Below are 17186 nucleotides of genomic sequence, written 5' to 3' on the forward strand. Positions count from 1 at the left end.
TAGCTAAGGCGAAATGATGTCCTGCTCTCCCGACGCACGTGACGGGAGCCGATGGCGAAAGGAGGCGCGATGAAGAGAGGCTGGCTGTGGTGGACGGCGGGCGCCGGGGTGGCGGTGGCCGTCCTGGCATGGTGGCTGCGCCCGGTGGCGACGCCCGTCCCGCTGGTGAGCGTGGATCGCGGCGAGGTGCGCGTCACCGTGGTCAACACCCGGGCCGGCACCATCAAGTCGTGCCAGCGGGCCGGGCTCAGCCTGCCAGCTGGCGGCGTGGTGGAGCGGATCGCCGTCAAGGCCGGGGACAGGGTGGCGCAGGGAGACCTGCTGCTGACCCTCTGGAGCGAGGACATTCGCGCCGATCTCGCCCGTGCCCGCGCCCAGCAGGCCCTCGGCAAGACTCAGCGCGAGGAGCGTTGCAGCGAGGCCACCTACTACGAGCGGGAGGCCAGCCGCCTCGCCACCCTGCTCGCCAAGAACCTCACCTCCCGCACCCTGGCCGAGCAGGCCCAGAACCTGGCCGATACCCGCCGCTACATCTGCCGGGCGTCCCGCCAGCAGGAGCGGGTCGACGAGGCGCTGGTCGCCCAGGTGGAGGCCCGCCTGGCCGAGCGGCGCCTGCTGGCCCCCTTTGCCGGCGTGGTGGCCGAGGTCAACAGCAAGCTCGGCGAATACATGACGCCCTCCCCCCCCGGGGTGGCCATGCCCCCGGTCATCGATCTCATCGACGATCGCTGCCTCTATGTCTCCGCTCCCATCGACGAGGTGGATGCCGCCCGCCTCAGGGTGGGCCAGCGCGCCCGGGTACTGCTCGACGCCATGCCAGGGCGCGATCTCGCCGCCACCGTCATCCGCATCGCCCCCTATGTGAAGGAGCTGGAGAAGCAGGCCCGCACCGTGGAGGTGGAGGCGGCGCTCACCGCCCCGCCCGGCGACGTGCCTCTGCTCATCGGCTACAGCGCCGACCTTGAGGTCGAGGTGACTCGCGCCACCGATGTGCTGCGGGTGGCGGCCAGCAGCCGGGCCGACGATGGCAGCGTGCTGCGGCTGGAGGGGGATAGGCTGGTGCGGGTCCGGCCTCGCTGGGGCGTGGAGAACTGGAACTGGGTTGAGGTCACAGAGGGGCTCGCCGCCGGTGACCGGCTGGCGGCCCAGCCCGGTCAGATAGCCGGGGAGGGGCCCTTCACCGCCGCCACGGAGCCGGCGGATGAGTGATCTCATTCGCCTCGAGGCCGTCAGCCGTCGCTTCACCCTGGGGGGGAGCGAGGTGGCCGCCCTCGATCGCGTTTCCCTGCGGGTCGCCGAGGGGGAGTATCTGGCGGTGATGGGCCCCTCGGGGTCCGGCAAGTCGACCCTGCTCAATGTGCTGGGGCTGCTGGACAGGCCAGACGAGGGGCGCTACTGGCTGGGGGGGGAGGACACCGCCACCCTGTCTGAACCCGCGCTGGCCCGGCTGCGCGGCCATCGTATCGGCTTCGTGTTCCAGTCGTTTCACCTGGTCTCCCGCCTCACCGCCCGCGAGAACGTCGAGCTGCCGCTGATGCTGTGCGGCGTTGCCCCCACCGAACGCCATCGCCGAAGCCAGCAACTGCTGGCGAGCCTGGGGCTGGGCAACCGGGCCGACCACAGGCCCGCCGAGCTCTCCGGCGGCCAGCGCCAGCGGGTGGCCATCGCCCGGGCCATGGCCATGGCGCCGCGCCTCATCCTGGCGGACGAGCCCACCGGCAACCTGGACTCCCGCTCCGGGGAAGAGGTGATCACCCTGCTTGAGGGGCTCAACCGGGAGCAGGGCATCACCCTGGTGGTGGTGACCCACGACCCGCGCCTCGGCGAGCGGGCGGGCAGGCGGATCCTGATGAACGATGGCCGCATCGGCAGCGACAGCGGTGGTAACTGAATGCGGCGCCCCGATGCCATCCGCTTCGCCGCCGTGGCGTTATTGCGTCAGCGCACACGGGCGCTGGTGCTGATCCTGGCGGTGAGTCTGAGCGTCACCTCGGTGCTGCTGCTCACCGCGCTGGGGGAGGGCGCAAGACGCTATGTGGCCGACCAGTTCAGCTCCCTTGGCAAGGATCTGCTGGTGATGTTCCCGGGCCGCAAGGAGACCACAGGCGGGCTGCCGCCGGTCACCGGCAACAGCCTGCGGGAGATCACCCTGGATGACATGCACTACCTTGGCCAGCACCAGCCCAAGGTGCGGCTGGTGCCGCTGGTGATGGGCTTTGCCGAGGCCAAGCAGGGGGCCCGGGTGCGCCAGACCATGCTGCTCGGCAGCAGCAACGGGCTGCGGCATACCCACGGGCTGGTGCTGCTCGCCGGCCGCTGGTTGCCGGGGGAGGCCACAGAGGACAGGCCTGTGGTCCTGCTCGGGGCCGTGGCGGCCAGGGAGCTGTTCGGCCGGACCGATCCCCTCGGCCAGTGGCTGCGTTTTGACAATCGTCGCTTCCGGGTGGTGGGGATCTTCACCAGCCAGAGCAGCAATCTGGGGATGGACATGGCCGAGGCGGCGCTGATCCCGGTCGGCAGCGCCATGAGGCTGTTCAATACCGAGGGGCTGTTTCGCCTGCTGATCCAGCCGCTGGACGGGCAGGCGGTGCCCCCGCTGGTAACGCGGCTGGAGCAGCTGATGCAGGGGCGTCACGGAGTGCTCGATGTGACTGTGGTCAGGCGCGACGCCATGCTGGCCACCTTCTCCACCATTCTGGCCACCCTCACCCTGGCGGTCGCCGGCATCGGCGCCATCAGCCTGCTGGTCTCGGGCATCATGATGATGAATCTGGCGCTGATCAGCACCCGCCAGCGGACCGGGGAGATAGGCCTGCTCAAGGCGCTGGGGGCCGACAGCCGCCAGATCCGCCGGCTGTTCTTGTGGGAGGCGCTGCTGCTGAGCGGTGGAGGCGCCCTCATCGGCACCCTGCTGGGCTATGCCCTGGTCGCCCTCGCCGGCCTGATCTGGCCGACCTTCCCGGCGGCGGTGCCCTGGCAGGCGACGCTCTGCACCCTGCCGGCGGCCCTCTTGACCGGGCTCTTCTTCAGCTGGCTGCCGGCGTCCCGGGCGGCAAGACAAGATCCGGTCAGCAGCCTGCGCAGCGGGCAATGGGGCGGTGGCTGATGCGCCTCGCCGATCTGCTGTTCTGGCTCTGGCGCGCCCTGCTGGCCGGGCGCAGCCGCAGCCTGCTGTCGGCGCTCGGCATCGCCATCGGGATCGCCTCGGTGACCCTGCTCACCGGCATCGGCGAGGGGCTCAGGCTCTATCTGCTCGACAGCTTCTCCCAGTTCGGTACCCGCTTGATCGCGGTGACCCCGGGCAAGACAGAGACCGCCGGCGGCCCGCCCGGCATCCTCTCCAGCAGCCGCCCCCTGCTGCTGGAGGATGCCGACGCCCTCGCCAGATTGCCGGGGGTTGAGGCCGCGCTCCCTGTGGTGCAGGGGCAGGGGGAGGTGCGCAGCCGGGGGCTGACCCGCAGCACCGCCATCCTGGGCACAGGCCCGGCGGCGCTCTCTGGCTGGCGGCTCACCCTGGTGCAGGGGCGTTTTCTGCCCGCGGACGACAGCGCCATGCCCCGCGCCTATGCGGTGCTGGGCGCCAAGGTGGCGGCGGAGCTCTTCCCCGGCGGGGATGCGCCGGGCAGTCTGCTGCGGGCCGGGGATCGCCGCTTCCGGGTGGCCGGGGTGCTGGCTCCCAAGGGGCAGTTTCTCGGCTTCGATCTGGACGACATGATCTATCTGCCCGCCGCCCACGCCCAGGCGCTGTTCAACAGGGAGGGGCTGCAGGAGATCGACGTCATCTATGGCGCCGGGCGGGCGGAGGCCGAGATCTCGGCCCAGATCCGGCGGGTGCTGACGGCCCGCCACGGCGCCGAGGACTTTACCCTCACCTCCCAGCAGGACATGCTGGCGAGCCTCGACAAGATACTCTCCATCGTCAAGCTGGCGGTCGGCGGGCTCGGCATCATCTCGCTGCTGATCGGGGCGGTCGGCATCTTCAGCATCATGAGCATCGCCCAGCAGGAGCGGATCCCCGAGGTGGGCCTGCTGATGGCGCTGGGTTGCCCACGGCGGCGCATCCTGCTGCTGTTTCTGCTGGAGGCCGTGGTGCTGGCGCTGCTGGGGGGGACCATGGGGCTGGTCCTGCTCGGGGGGCTCAAGCTGCTGCTCGCCCTGCTGGCGGCGGGGCTGCCGCTCAGCCTTCATCCCCTCTATCTGTTGCTGGCGCTGGGGTGCAGCGCCCTGGTCGGTCTGCTGGCCGGGGTCGCCCCGGCGCTGCGGGCGGTGCGCCTGGACCCCGTGGTCGCCCTGCGCGGCGACTAGCCGAGCGCCTGCTGGCGGACGTCGCCCGCCTCGAACAGCGCGAAGTAGCACCGGTCGGCCTGGCTCATATGGCCGACCACCAGCTCATGGATGATGAAGTTGAGCAGTTCGTCGTGGCCCAGGGTGCCCGCCCTGGCGGCGGCCATCAGCTGGTCGGCCATGCTCAGCAGTCGCCGGTGATCCTGGCGGTGGGCCTCCAGCTCGGCAAAGTCATGCTCCGCCAGTACCTGCTCCTCGGCGGCGAAGTGCTGGCGGGCCATCTCGAAGACCCGCTCCATCTCCTCCAGCAGTCGATCCGGTCGCCCGTCTGGCTCGTTCAGACGCTCCAGCAGCCGGTTGGTCAGCCTGAAGAGCTGGCGATGCTCGGCGTCGATGCGGGGGTGACCGCACTCGTGGGCGGGTTGCCATTGCAGGGTGTCCGGTGCCAGCCCGGCGGCGAACAGGCAGACCCGGCCCCGGCCGTGGTGCTTGGCCTGGTACATGGCCTGATCGGCGTGGTGCATCAGGGTCTTGGGGTCGGTGCCGTGCTCCGGATAGAGGGCCACCCCTATGCTGCCGGAGATGCACAGCGCCTGCTGCTCGATCGAGAAGGGGTGGTGCAGGCTCTGGTGCAGCTTGTCGGCTACCGCGAGGGCCGCGGCGTCCGTATCGGGCAGCAGGATCACGAACTCGTCGCCGCCCAGGCGCGCCACCAGGTCCTCCTCCCGCACGCAGTGGCGCATGCGCTCCGCCACCTGTTTGAGCAGCTGATCCCCGGTCTCGTGGCCGAAGGTGTCGTTGATGGGCTTGAAGTGGTCGAGATCGATGAAGATGAGGGCCAGCGGCCGCTCGGGAGCCTGCGCCATGGTCTCCTTGAGCCGCTGCTGCAGCAGGCGGCGGTTGGGCAGCTGGGTGAGGGGGTCGTAGAAGGCGAGGCGGCGCATCATCTCCTCCCGTGCCGAGCGCTCGGTGACATCCCGGGTCACCCCCAGGATGGCGTCCGGCCAGGCCCGGGTGTTGCCGTGCAGGGTGGTGACCGTCTCGATGGCCACCAGATGCCCGTCCTTGTGGCGCAGCTGGGAGTGGATGACGCACCGGGTCTGGTCATGCTCCCCCCGCTGCCAGGCGGCCAGGGAGGCGGCGATCTCGTCGCGCAACCGGCCCCAGGAGTCATCGGGCAGCAACCGGCGAAGGGAGAGATTGAGCAGTTCGGCGGGTTCATAGCCGCTCAGGGACGAGATGGCGGGGCTGATGTAGCGAAGACGCAGGCTGGCGGTGTCCATGGTCCAGATGACGTCGCCGCTGTTTTCCGCCACGAAGCGGTAGTGCTGTTCGCGCTGGACCAGTTCCTGGGTGAGCCGCTGTCGGTCGAGCGCCTCCTGGCGCAGGCGCAGATAGAGGTACAGGAAGATGCCAAGCAGCACCAGCAGGCTGAGGGTGACCAGGATGGCCACAGTGACGCTTCGGTCGAACAGCTGGCGCTGCTGGAGCAGGCGGGCCTGGGCCGTGTTGTAGATGAAGGGGGCCAGGTTGGGGACGGCCTTGAGCATGCCGGCATCCCGGTAGGTCCTGGCGATCTGCTCCCAGCGTTCCGGCTGCATGTAGCCGGGCTCTATGATATCGGGCTGCATCAGCGCCCGGGTCTCGCGGGCCTCGAAGGCCAGCTGCGCGCGATCGGCCCTGCCGGGGTACTGCGTCAGGATGAGGTCGATCATCTCCTCGGGGTGGTCCATGGCATAGCGCCACCCCCTGAGACTCGCCTGCAGGAAGGCGTCGACCCTCTCCTGATTGGTGACGATCTCGTGCTCCGAGGTAAAGAGGTTTTCGCCGTAGAAGTCGAAGCCGATCTCCCTGGGGGTGAACACCCGGTGGCGAATGCCCCCTCGCGCCAGCGCGAAGGGCTCGGTGGAGCTGTAGGCGCTGATGACATCCGCCTGGCCCGTGATCAGCGCCTGCACCCCCTGCGCATAGGGCAGGGTCTCCCACGTCTTGTCCCGGGTGTGGTGATGCAGATAGGTGAGCAGCTCGTTGGCGCCGGGCTCCAGCATCAGGCGCTTGCCGGCCAGATCCGCCGGGGTGCGGATGTCCGGCCTGTCTAGGGTGATGAGCACCAGGGGGGAGTGCTGCAGCATGGCGGCGAGTACCACCACGGGGCGCCCTGCGGCCCGGGCCAGCAGCAGATCGCTGCCCCGGATGCCGAACTGGGCCCTGCCCGTGGTCACCTCGTTGATGACGTCGGTGCGGGGGCCGGCCTCGCGCAGGGTGACCCGCAAGCCCGCATCCCGATAGAACCCCTTGGCAAGGGCGGCATAGTAACCGGCGAACTGGAACTGGTGCTGCCACGGCAGTTGCACTATGAGGTGCTCGTCTGCCCTGAGGGGAAGCGTGGTCAGGGTGGAAATCACCACCCAGAGGGGCAGAAGCCAGCGCGCACGCTGGCAGGATGCATCGGACTCCGTCATACCGCGGTTCTCTCGGGAGGTGCTCTCCTGGCTAGAGTCAAACAATTTCTGTCCGTTCGCAAGGGGATCAAGGCCCGTCGAGAAAGGATATAGGGGGGAATAAAAGTCATTTTTGTGTCGTTCATCACGCCTGATGGCGGCACGGCTCATTTTGGCGCCTCGTCTGGGCGAAAGAAACGCCCTGATGGGAAGAAAAGGTGGCCATGCGGGGCGCGTCTGGGCCGCTACTCTTGCAGTCTGCTATTGATATAACGCATGTTTTTGGTGGTTGCGTGTCAACCCGCCTCGCTGCACCAACGGTGGAGGCTTTTTCCCGCGCTGGCGGCCCGCCTCGGCCACGGGGGTGCGCCGATCCTCCCCCAGGTGGTATGGTAGTCACCCGTTTCCTGTTCTCTGTTTCCTAACAAGGTCCCGCCATGTCCTCCTTGCGCCTGCTGCTTTCCGATTCCCACGACCCCCTGTTCAACTTGGCGGTGGAGGAGTGCATCTTCCGCCAGATGGACCCCGCCCAGCGGGTGCTGTTTCTGTGGCGCAACGCCAATACGGTGGTGATCGGCCGGGCCCAGAACCCCTGGAAGGAGTGCAACACCCGGCGCATGGAAGAGGACGGGGTGACGCTCGCCCGGCGCAGCAGCGGGGGTGGCGCCGTGTTCCACGACCTTGGCAACAGCTGCTTCACCTTCATGGCGGGCAAGCCGGAGTATGACAAGAGCGTCTCCACCGCCATGGTGCTGGAGGCGCTCAAGCGGCTCGGGGTGGAGGCGTTCGCCTCCGGGCGTAACGATCTGCTGGTGGCGACCCCGGACGGGGATCGCAAGGTGTCTGGCTCGGCCTATCGGGAGACCCGGGATCGCGGCTTCCACCACGGCACCCTGCTGCTGGACGCGGATCTCGGCCGGCTCGCCCACTACCTCAATCCCGACCCCAAGAAGCTGGCGGCCAAGGGGATCAGCTCGGTGCGCAGCCGGGTCGCCAACCTCTGCGAGCTGCTGCCGGGGATCAGCCATGAGCGGGTGGTGCAGGCCCTGTGCGAGGCCTTCTTCGCCCACCATGGCACCCGGGTTGCCCCCGAGCATATCTCCCCCGAGCGGATGCCCGACTTGCCGGGCTTTGCCGAGACCTTCGCCCGCCAGCGCAGCTGGGAGTGGAACTTCGGTCAGGCGCCCGCTTTCAGCCACCTGCTGGAGGAGCGCTTCCCCTGGGGCGGGGTGGAGCTGCACTTCGACGTGGAGAAGGGGGTGATAGGCCGGGCGCAGATCTTCAGCGACAGCCTGGATCCGGCGCCGCTCGATGCGCTGGCCGAGCGCCTGCCCGGGGTTGCCTATCGCCCCGAGGCCATCGACGACCTGTTGCAAGGGTGGCGGGCCGATTTCCCGGAACATGCCGAGCTGGAACCTTTCTGCCACTGGTTGCTGGCCGCCGTGCGCTGACCGAACCGGCGTGATCGGGGTCACAAGACGGCGAGGGGGGCGCCTCGGGGGAGGCATTCCCAGCCCCCGTCAGGGCTCAGTCATGACAAAAAGTAGGGCGGCGCATTAGATATTGTCTCTGTTGATGCTTTCGTCATGAGGGTATAAGAACCGCACCTTTGCCGTACCCAGGGTATAAAAATGAGTGATCTGGTTTACCTGAAAGACGACGGCGTCAACGCCGTCTCCCCCGCATTCGCCGCCCGCTTCGCCACCGTCAAGGCCCACTTCTTCTCCCGCAACCCCGAGCTCTGGCCGGTGTTTCGCGAGCCCGGTTTCGCCACCCTCAACGAGTTTCGCGCCCGCGGCCTGGCCCCGGATGCGCGCCTCAATGCCTGGCCCGATGGTCGTGCCCGCCTCGCGGATCTCTGCGAGACCATGCCGGTGCCCGCGCAGATGCGCACTCCGGGGGAGCCCATGACGGAGCTGCTGTTCGCCGGCGCGCTGTCCAAAGACTGGGAGAACCCCTCCAGCGTCGAGAACGTCATCACCATGTCGGCGGATCCTGCCATCTACGGCGCCCAGATGGGCATTCTCGCGAACCCCAACCTGGTCTACTCCGAGTATGCCGGGGTGGCCGAGGAGCTCGAGAAGAAGGTGGTGCGCCAGATTGCCCTGCTGGCGGGTTACGATCCGGCCCGCGCCACCGGCATCTTCACCCAGGGGGGGACCTTCTGTAACCTCTACGGCTACCTGCTCGGCATTCGCAAGAGCCTGCCCGAGGCCAAGCACAAGGGGCTCGGCCACTATCAGGACTACCGCATCATCAACTCCCAGGGCGGTCACTACTCCAACATCACCAACCTCTCCCTGCTCGGGGTGGATATCGAGAACAAGACCATCCGCATCCAGGTGGGGGAGAACAACGACATCGATCTGGCGGATCTCGAGCGCACCCTGACCGCCTGCTTCGCCCTGAAGCACGTGGTCCCCACCATCATGCTGACCATGGGCACCACGGATACCTTCGGGGTGGACAGGGTCAAGCCCGTGGTCGAGCTGCGGGACAGGCTGTGCGAGCGGTTCGAGGTGGCGGTCAAACCCCACATCCACGTGGACGCCGCCATCGGCTGGTCGATGATCTTCTTCCTGGGTTACGACTTTGCCGCCAACCCCCTGGCCATCAACGCCGCGACCCTGGCCGGCATCGAGCGCAACGTGGCGCGCTTTGCCGAGCTCAGATACGCCGACTCCTTCACCGTCGACTTCCAGAAGTGGGGTTATGTGCCCTACACCTCCAGCCTGGTGATGATAAAAGAGCAGAGCGATCTCAAGGCGATGGAGAATGACCCGGAGAACTTCTCCTACTTCGAGCGGGACATCCAGGGTCAGACCCACCTGCAATCCACCATCGAGTGCTCCCGGGGGGCGAGCGGCCTGTTCGGTGCCTATGCGGCCCTCAACTACCTGGGGGTGGAGGGGTATCGCACCGTGCTTGCCCACTGCCTGCAAAACGCCAACTACTTCCGCTTCCGGTTAAGCCAGCTCGGCAACGTCAAGCTGGTGGCCCAGGAGAATCAGGGGCCCAGTGTCGGCTTCAAGATCTACAACCCCGAGTGGGTGCAGGACCCGGAAGCCGAGTTCGCCTTCGAGCTGGCCCGTAGCCCGGATGCGGCCTACAAGGCGCGGCTGGCACGCAACACCGAGTACCACCGCAGCCTGTTCAAGGGACGCGGCAAGGTGGGGCTCTACACCAACTGGGTGGAGGCGGTGGCGCACTCGGACTACGACGAGCGTGGCAAGTACTCCTATATCGCCGGGGAGAAGGCGGTCTTCATGAACCCCGCCTGCGGCCGTGAGCAGATCGACGCCTTTATCGCGCATATTCGTGGCTGACTCCGGCTGAACATCACAGATAAAACAACGGCGGGCCCAGTGCCCGCCGTTTTCATTGTGTGTGGTCTCGCCATCACTGTTTCTGGATGGCCGTCACCGTCAACTTGCCACCCGGGTTTTCGGCGTGGAAGCGCACCGCGTCCCCCACCTTCAGCCCCTCCAGCAGGGCGGGATCCGACAGCAGGAACACCATGTTCATGGGGGGCATCTTGAGGTTCTCGATGGCTTCGTGCTTGATGCCGACCTTGCCGTTGGGGGCGTCGATGCGGCTGATGACCCCCTTGGTCATCGTCATTTCGCCCATCTCGTTCATGCCGTCCATTTGTCCCATCTGGCTCATGTCGTGCCCTTCGTGGTGCATCATCTCCTCGGCCTGCAGGCCGGTGTGGGTGGCGAGGCCGAGCAGCAGGGTCAGCGTCAGCGTCTTGTAGTTCATCATGTTTTCCTCGTCATCTATGCAAAAAAGAGTTGTTTGAAGCGGATTATTCGGCCTGTTCGGGCACGGGCTTTCCAAGGTGCCGGCTGCGCCACAGGTAGTAGGCGGCGGGCAGCACCAGCAGGGTCAGCACCAGGGCGCTCACCATGCCGCCGATCATCGGGGCGGCGATGCGCTGCATCACCTCGGAGCCGGTGCCGTGGCTCCACATGATGGGCAAGAGGCCGGCGATGATGGTCACTACCGTCATCATCTTGGGGCGCAGGCGCAGGGCGGCGCCGTGGATCACCGCCCGGTGCAGGCCCGCCTTGTCCGGCTTGCCGCCGGCCACGAGGTCATCCCAGGCGTGGTTGAGGTAGACCAGCATCAGGACGCCGGTCTCCACCGCCACCCCCGCCAGGGCGATAAAACCTACCCCTACGGCGACTGACAGGTTGAAGTCCAGCAGCCAGAGGGTCCAGATCCCGCCCACCACCGCCAGCGGCAAGGTGGTGAGAATGAGCAGCACCTCCTGGAAGCGGCGAAACGCCAGATAGAGCAGCAGCACGATAATGGCGATGGTGAGCGGCACCACGTAGGCGAGGCGTGCCTTGGCCCGCTCCATGTATTCGTATTGACCGGACCAGGTGAGGGCGTAGCCCGCCGGCAGCACCAGCTGCCTACCCACCTCGGACTTGGCCTCTGCCACAAAGGAGCCGATGTCGCGGCCGCGAATGTCCACGTAGACCCAGCCGTTGAGGCGCGCGTTTTCACTGCGCAGCATGGGCGCCTCGTCGCTGATGTAGACCCGCGCCACGTCCGCCAGGGCGATGCGTTCCCCCTTGGGGGTCACCAGGGGCAGCAGCTCGAGGCTGGCCACCGAATCGCGGTAGCTCTGGGGGTAGCGCAGGTTGATGGGATAGCGTTCGCGCCCCTCTATGGTCTGGCCCACCTCCATGCCGCCCACCGCGGTGGCGAGCACCGCCTGCACGTCGGCGATATTGAGGCCGTAGCGGGCCGCCTTGAGCCGGTCGATGTCCACCTTCACATAGCGGCCACCCGCCACCCGCTCGGCGTAGACAGATGACGCGCCCTCCACCTTGCCGACGATCTGCTCCAGCTGCTGGCCGAGCTGCTGGATCACCTTGAGATCCGGCCCCGCTATCTTGATGCCGACCGGGGTCTTGATGCCGGTGGCCAGCATGTCGATGCGGGTCTTGATGGGGGGCACCCAGGCGTTGGTGAGACCGGGGAAGCGGATGAGGGAGTCGAGCTCTTCTTTCAGCTTTTCCGGGGTCATGCCGGGGCGCCACTGATCGCGGGGCTTGAGCTGGATGCTGGTCTCCATCATCACCAGATCGGCTGGGTCGGTGGCCGATTCGGCGCGGCCTGCCTTGCCGAACACGTTCTGCACCTCGGGCACGGTGCGAATGAGCTTGTCGGTCTGCTGTAAAATCTCTCGCGCCTTGCCCACCGAGATATTTGCTGCTGTGGTGGGCATATACATGATGTCCCCCTCATCGAGCGGCGGTATGAACTCAGAGCCCAGGTACTTGAGAGGCCAGAAGCCCGCCACCGTCACCAGGGCGGCGATGGCCAGGGTGGTTTTCGGACGGGCCAGCACGGCCTTGAGCAGTGGCACATAGCCTTGGCTTAGCCAGCGGTTCAGCGGGTTGGCCTGCTCGGCCAGTACCTTGCCGCGGATGAAGTAGCCCATGATCACCGGCACCAGCGTGATGGCGAGCCCGGCCGCCGCCGCCATGGCATAGGTCTTGGTGTAGGCGAGGGGGTGGAACATCCGCCCTTCCTGCGCCTCCAGCGCGAACACCGGCAGGAAGCTGATGGTGATGATCAGCAGGGAGAAGAAGATGGCGGGCCCCACCTCTATGCTCGCCTCGGTGATGATGCGCCAGCGGTTCTTGTCGGTGAGCGCCTCCCGTTCCATGTGTTTGTGGACGTTCTCGATCATCACGATGGCACCATCCACCATGGCGCCGATGGCGATGGCGATGCCGCCGAGGGACATGATGTTGGCGTTGATCCCCTGCAGGTGCATGACGATAAAGGCGGTCAGGATGGCGATGGGCAAGGAGATGACCACCACCAGGGATGAGCGCAGGTGGAACAGGAAGGCAAGGCAGACCAGCACCACCACCGCGAACTCCTCCACCAGCTTGCCGGAGAGGTTGTCGATGGCGCGCTGGATAAGGTCGGAGCGATCGTAGACGGTGACGATCTCCACCCCCTCCGGCAGGCTGGATTTGAGCTCCGCCAGCCGCGCCTTGACCCCGTCTATGGTGTGCTGGGCATTCTCGCCGTAGCGCATGACGATGATGCCGCCCACCACTTCCCCCTCGCCGTTGAGCTCGGCCAGGCCGCGCCGGCTCTGGGGACCGGTGACGACATCCGCCACATCCCCCAGCAGCAGGGGGGCGCCGCGCACATTGGTGCCGAGCGGGATCTGCTTCAGATCCTCCACGCTCTTCAGATAGCCATTCGAACGCACCATATATTCCGCTTCCGCCATCTCGATGACGGAGGCGCCGGTCTCCTGGTTGCCCTGCTTGATGGCGGTCTCGATGAGGGAGAGCGGGATGCCGTAGGCGCGCAGCTTGTCCGGGTCGACCCGCACCTGATACTGGCGCACCATGCCGCCCACGGTGGCGACCTCGGAGACGCCGTCCACCGTTTGCAACTCGAACTTGAGCAGCCAGTTTTGCAGGGAGGTGAGCTCGCTGAGGTCATGCTTGCCGGTTCTGTCCACCAGCGCGTACTGATAGACCCAGCCCACCCCGGTGGCGTCCGGGCCGAGCTGGGGGCGGGCGGAGGCGGGCAGGTTGGGCGCTACCTGGCTCAGGTACTCCAGCACCCGGGCGCGGGCCCAGTAGAGGTCTGTGTCGTCGTCAAACAGCACGTAGACGAAGGAGTCGCCGAAGAAGGAGTAGCCGCGCACCGTGGTGGCGCCCGGCACCGCCAGCATGGCGGTGGTGAGCGGGTAGGTCACCTGATCCTCCACCACCTGCGGCGCCTGGCCGGGGTAGGAGGTCTTGATGATCACCTGGACGTCGGAGAGATCCGGCAGGGCGTCCACCGGGGTCTGTTTGACCGACCAGAGCCCCCAGGCGGTGAGCATGAGGGTCAATAGCAGCACCAGGAAGCGGTTGCCCACGGACCAGCGAATAATCGAGGGGATCATGGTTGGGCTCCTTGCTCATTGGGTGCAGAGAGCGGAGAGCGGTTGCCTGTCAGGCAGCGAATGATGGCAGGGATCATGACTTCTTCTCCATCTCGGGCATCGCCATCTGATGCTGGCCATGGTCCATGCCTTCCATTTGCTCCATCTCATCCGTTGCTGGCTTGGTGGCGTCGCCGGTTACTGGCGCTTGTTCCTGATGGATGGTGGTGATGCGATATTCATCCCCCTCCTGCATCACCTGCAGGTGCAGGGTCTGTCCCTCGGTCAGCTTGCTCATGTCGACCCCCTCGGCCACGGTGAACTCCATCTCCATGGCGGGCCACTGCCACTCGGGGATGGGCTGGTGGGCGACCATCAGGGTACGCCCGGCCAGGTCGATGCCTTGCACCTCCCCCTGGGTCCAGATCTGGGCGGGGCGCACCGCCGTCATGCGCTGGAAGTCCGAGTCGATGGCCGACTCCGAGTCGAGCAGGAACTGGGCCGAGCTGACGATGCTGTCCCCCGCTTCGACCCCCGCCTTGATGGCCACCTTGTCGCCAAACTGGGGGCCCAGGGTGACGGCCACCGACTTGAAGCTGCCATCCCCCAGCGCCAGCACCAGCCTGTCTTGGCTGCCGGTGCGGATCACCGCTTCGCTCGGCACTACCAGTCGGGGCTCGCCCTTGCCTGTCTGAATCGTCACCTTGGCGAACATATTGGGTTTCAGAAACTCGTCCGGGTTGGCGAAGCGCAGCCGTACCTTGAGGGTGCGGGTAGCGGCATCCAGGGTCGGGTAGAGGTAATCGACCCGACCCTGCCACTGGCGGCCCGGGGCGTAGTCCAGGGTCATGGTGACCGGATCGCCCACCTTCAGCTGGGCGGCCTGACGCTCGAACACCTCGGCACTCACCCACACCTGCTTGAGGGTGCTGATGTTGAACAGGGCCGCGGCGGGCTCCACATACTGGCCCTCGCGCACCTTCAGCTCGGAGACATAGCCGCTGCTCGGGGCATAGATGCGCACCGTCTCCTGCACCTGACGGCTGCGCTTGAGGGCCGCTATCTGATCCGCCGGCACCTGCAGGGATTTCAGCTTGCCCTCGGCGGCGCGCAGCAGCAGCGGGTTGGTGGTGTTGAGGGCCAGCAGGTATTCGTGCTGGGCGTTGACCAGATCCGGAGCGTAGAGCTCGTAAATCAGGCTGCCTTTGCTCACTTGCTGCCCCTCGCTCTTGATGGCGAGGGTGCGGATCCAGCCCGCCATGCGGGCGTTGACCGCCTCCAGCCTGTCCTCGTCATAACCGACGTAGCCCACCGTCTCGACCTGCTGGTGGATAGGCAATTTCTCCACCTTGGCAAGCCGCACCCCCAGGTTCTGCTGGATCTCGGGGCTGATGGTGACGGTGCCGGGCGACCCTTCCTGTTTTTCCTCATAGACGGGAATGAAGTCCATCCCCATGTTGTCCTTGGCGGGGCCGTCGCGCTTGTCGCGGGGATCCATGGGGTTGACCCAGTAGAGGGGCTGCTTCTCGGCGCTGGCGCCATCCGTGGTCTGTTTGGCGGCCCAGTAGCCGCCGCCGGCCCCGAGGGCGAGCAGCAGGGCAGACAGGATCAGCGTCTTGTTCATGACTGGCCTCCGGCGCGAGTCTGCAGGCAGAGCGTGCGGGAGGGCAGGGCGCCACGGGGCGCAAATGTCTTGGATGATGACATGGTACTTCTTCTCTCGTATCGGGCCATCGTCCGGCCTTGAGCGGATGCGGTGCTGGCGCTCGGCGGACGGGGTTGGCCGACCATAGGGGCAGGGCCGATGGATCGGCCGCTGCACGGCATGGCGATGGCAGTGCCATCGCCCGGGCTAACGGGAGAAGCGGTTTCTAATGGCGCAGCACGGACAGCATCAGATGCCGTCTGGGCCAGGAGGGGGGATGGGTACCACGCAGGCGCAGGAAGGGATCCCGCAACCAGTTGTCCAGCAGGGGGCCGATATTCCACGAAGAGGGGAGCAACAGCAGGGGCAGCAACAGCAGTGACAGCAGCATGCCGAGCAGGGGGGGCGCACTGGCGGCGCCGGAGAAGCCGGGCTGCATTTGACACTCATTCCCCGGCAGGGTCCCCGCATTCAGTGTGCCCGAATGGCAGGAGAGGGAGGCGGTGTCGATCTGGTCAGGGGTCATGGCGGCGTGCCGTACCGGCCCGCTCTGGTGCAGCCCATGAGACAGGGAGAGCTGTGGCGGGGTCAGGATGGGACCGGATGCGTCGCCCGGGAGGGGGGTGGCCACCCCATGCCAGCCGATGCACAGGGTGAGATTGCAGACGAGCACCAGCGCCAGCAATAGCCGGGCGATGAGCGCTGTGGGCAATCTCGATGACAACATGGTGCAGGTTCCCTGTGACGTATGGGATGAATGTAAACCTTACCTATAGGAGAAGGTCAAGGTTCGACCTGTACCATCTGCCAAAGAGTTGATATGGATTAAGAAATGCCGGATTGGCAGACGAAGAAGCCCCCGCGTGGCGGGGGCTCAGGGTCAGGAGTGACAGGGCAGCCCGACGGCCGGGATCAGGCGAAGCAGGTCCAGATTGGGGCGTGATCCGAGGGTTTGTCGATGCCGCGCAGCTCGTAGTCGATGCCGGTCTCGGTCACTTTGTCCTTGAGGGCGTCGGAGGCCATGATGAGGTCGATGCGCAGGCCCCGGTTCTCGTCAAAGCCCCTGGAGCGGTAGTCGAACCAGGAGAAGCGCTCGCACTCGGTGGGGTTGGCGGCGCGGAAGGTGTCGGTGAGGCCGAATCCCTTGAGCCGCTCCATCCATTCCCGCTCGATGGGCAGGAAGGAGCACTTGCCATCCCGCAGCCAGCGCTTGCGGTTCGCCTCGCCGATGCCGATGTCGAGATCCGTGGGGGAGATGTTCATATCCCCGATCAGCGCTATCTGGTCGTCCGGGGTATGGTGGGTCTCGAGGTAGTGCTGCAGGTCTTCATAGAACTTCTGCTTGGCCGGGAACTTGGTCTCGTGATCCTGGCTCTCCCCCTGGGGAAAGTAGCCGTTCATCACCTTGATGACGGAGCCGTCTTCCTGCTTGAAGCTGGCCATGATCATGCGGCGCTGGGCATCTTCCGGATCGGTGGGGAAGCCCTTTTGCACCTCGATGGGAGCCTGCTTGCTCATGATGGCGACCCCGTAGTGCCCCTTCTGGCCGTGGAAGACCACGTGGTAGCCCATGGCCTCCACGTCCGCCACCGGGAAGGCTTCGTCGTGCACCTTGATCTCCTGCAGGCCGATCACGTCCGGCTGGTGCTTGTCGATAAGGGCTTGCAACTGATGAAGACGGGCACGCAGGCCATTGATATTGAAAGAGATGATCTTCATGTTCGGGGTGCTCATGTCGTTTTTGTTCGTCGCTTATTGGACTAGGAATCCGCGATGGATGCAAGTTCGGGGGCTGTGACTGGCGCAGCGGCTCGGTAATCTGTTCACGATCTGTCGCGAGAGTCTGTCAGCAAGGTGACGCGCAGCAGAGGAACCTGAGTGCATATGTATACATGGGAGC

12 protein-coding genes are annotated in these 17186 nt (G+C 66.2%); 6 read left to right on the forward strand and 6 right to left on the reverse strand.

Annotated features, from left to right (window positions below; translation table 11 throughout):
• Nucleotides 1–69: 69 nt before the first annotated feature.
• Genes AB5Y72_RS03085 through AB5Y72_RS03100 form a run of 4 tightly spaced genes read left to right on the forward strand, consistent with a single transcriptional unit; the run spans nt 70 to nt 4305 of the window.
• Nucleotides 70–1209, forward strand: coding sequence for an efflux RND transporter periplasmic adaptor subunit (locus tag AB5Y72_RS03085; protein WP_325783413.1), 1140 nt, complete (start codon nt 70–72; stop codon nt 1207–1209).
• Entirely contained in the window at nt 1202–1891 is a 690-nt protein-coding gene (locus AB5Y72_RS03090; protein ID WP_325783414.1) for an ABC transporter ATP-binding protein, read from the forward strand. The genes AB5Y72_RS03085 and AB5Y72_RS03090 overlap by 8 nt, the downstream gene beginning before the upstream one ends.
• Nucleotides 1892–3106, forward strand: coding sequence for an ABC transporter permease (locus AB5Y72_RS03095; RefSeq protein WP_325783415.1), 1215 nt, complete (start codon nt 1892–1894; stop codon nt 3104–3106).
• Nucleotides 3106–4305: an ABC transporter permease gene (locus tag AB5Y72_RS03100; protein WP_209794574.1), complete on the forward strand. Its 1200-nt coding sequence runs from the start codon at nt 3106–3108 to the stop codon at nt 4303–4305. The genes AB5Y72_RS03095 and AB5Y72_RS03100 overlap by 1 nt, the downstream gene beginning before the upstream one ends.
• On the opposite strand, the gene AB5Y72_RS03105 is transcribed toward AB5Y72_RS03100, so the two are convergent.
• Nucleotides 4302–6746, reverse strand: a complete 2445-nt coding sequence (locus tag AB5Y72_RS03105; protein ID WP_368198586.1) for a diguanylate cyclase — start codon at nt 6744–6746, stop codon at nt 4302–4304. The genes AB5Y72_RS03100 and AB5Y72_RS03105 overlap by 4 nt on opposite strands.
• Nucleotides 6747–7162: 416 nt before the next feature.
• Between AB5Y72_RS03105 and AB5Y72_RS03110 the strand changes: the two genes are divergently transcribed.
• Together AB5Y72_RS03110 and AB5Y72_RS03115 are read left to right on the forward strand one after the other, a co-directional pair.
• Nucleotides 7163–8176, forward strand: a complete 1014-nt coding sequence (locus AB5Y72_RS03110; protein WP_368198587.1) for a lipoate--protein ligase A — start codon at nt 7163–7165, stop codon at nt 8174–8176.
• Between the two features lie 180 nt (nt 8177–8356).
• Nucleotides 8357–10051: a pyridoxal-dependent decarboxylase gene (locus AB5Y72_RS03115; RefSeq protein WP_325783418.1), complete on the forward strand. Its 1695-nt coding sequence runs from the start codon at nt 8357–8359 to the stop codon at nt 10049–10051.
• A gap of 73 nt (nt 10052–10124) precedes the next feature.
• Here AB5Y72_RS03115 and AB5Y72_RS03120 read toward each other — a convergent pair whose 3' ends face one another.
• The 5 genes from AB5Y72_RS03120 to xthA all read right to left on the reverse strand — a co-directional run bounded on the left by AB5Y72_RS03120 (nt 10125) and on the right by xthA (nt 17005).
• Nucleotides 10125–10487, reverse strand: coding sequence for a copper-binding protein (locus AB5Y72_RS03120; RefSeq protein ID WP_219144384.1), 363 nt, complete (start codon nt 10485–10487; stop codon nt 10125–10127).
• 46 nt (nt 10488–10533) lie between these two features.
• A complete protein-coding gene (locus tag AB5Y72_RS03125) occupies nt 10534–13662 on the reverse strand; it encodes an efflux RND transporter permease subunit (RefSeq protein WP_325783419.1) in 3129 nt (1042 codons plus the stop codon).
• Between the two features lie 73 nt (nt 13663–13735).
• Nucleotides 13736–15265, reverse strand: a complete 1530-nt coding sequence (locus AB5Y72_RS03130) for an efflux RND transporter periplasmic adaptor subunit (RefSeq protein WP_325783420.1) — start codon at nt 15263–15265, stop codon at nt 13736–13738.
• Between the two features lie 247 nt (nt 15266–15512).
• Nucleotides 15513–16013, reverse strand: coding sequence for a hypothetical protein (locus AB5Y72_RS03135; protein WP_042076060.1), 501 nt, complete (start codon nt 16011–16013; stop codon nt 15513–15515).
• Between the two features lie 185 nt (nt 16014–16198).
• The gene (xthA, locus tag AB5Y72_RS03140) at nt 16199–17005 is read right to left on the reverse strand and encodes an exodeoxyribonuclease III (RefSeq protein ID WP_279981572.1); all 807 of its coding nucleotides are present in this window, start codon (nt 17003–17005) and stop codon (nt 16199–16201) included.
• Nucleotides 17006–17186: the final 181 nt, after the last annotated feature.

The sequence above is a fragment of the Aeromonas sp. R7-4 genome (assembly GCF_040908055.1).
GTDB lineage: Bacteria > Pseudomonadota > Gammaproteobacteria > Enterobacterales > Aeromonadaceae > Aeromonas > Aeromonas sanarellii.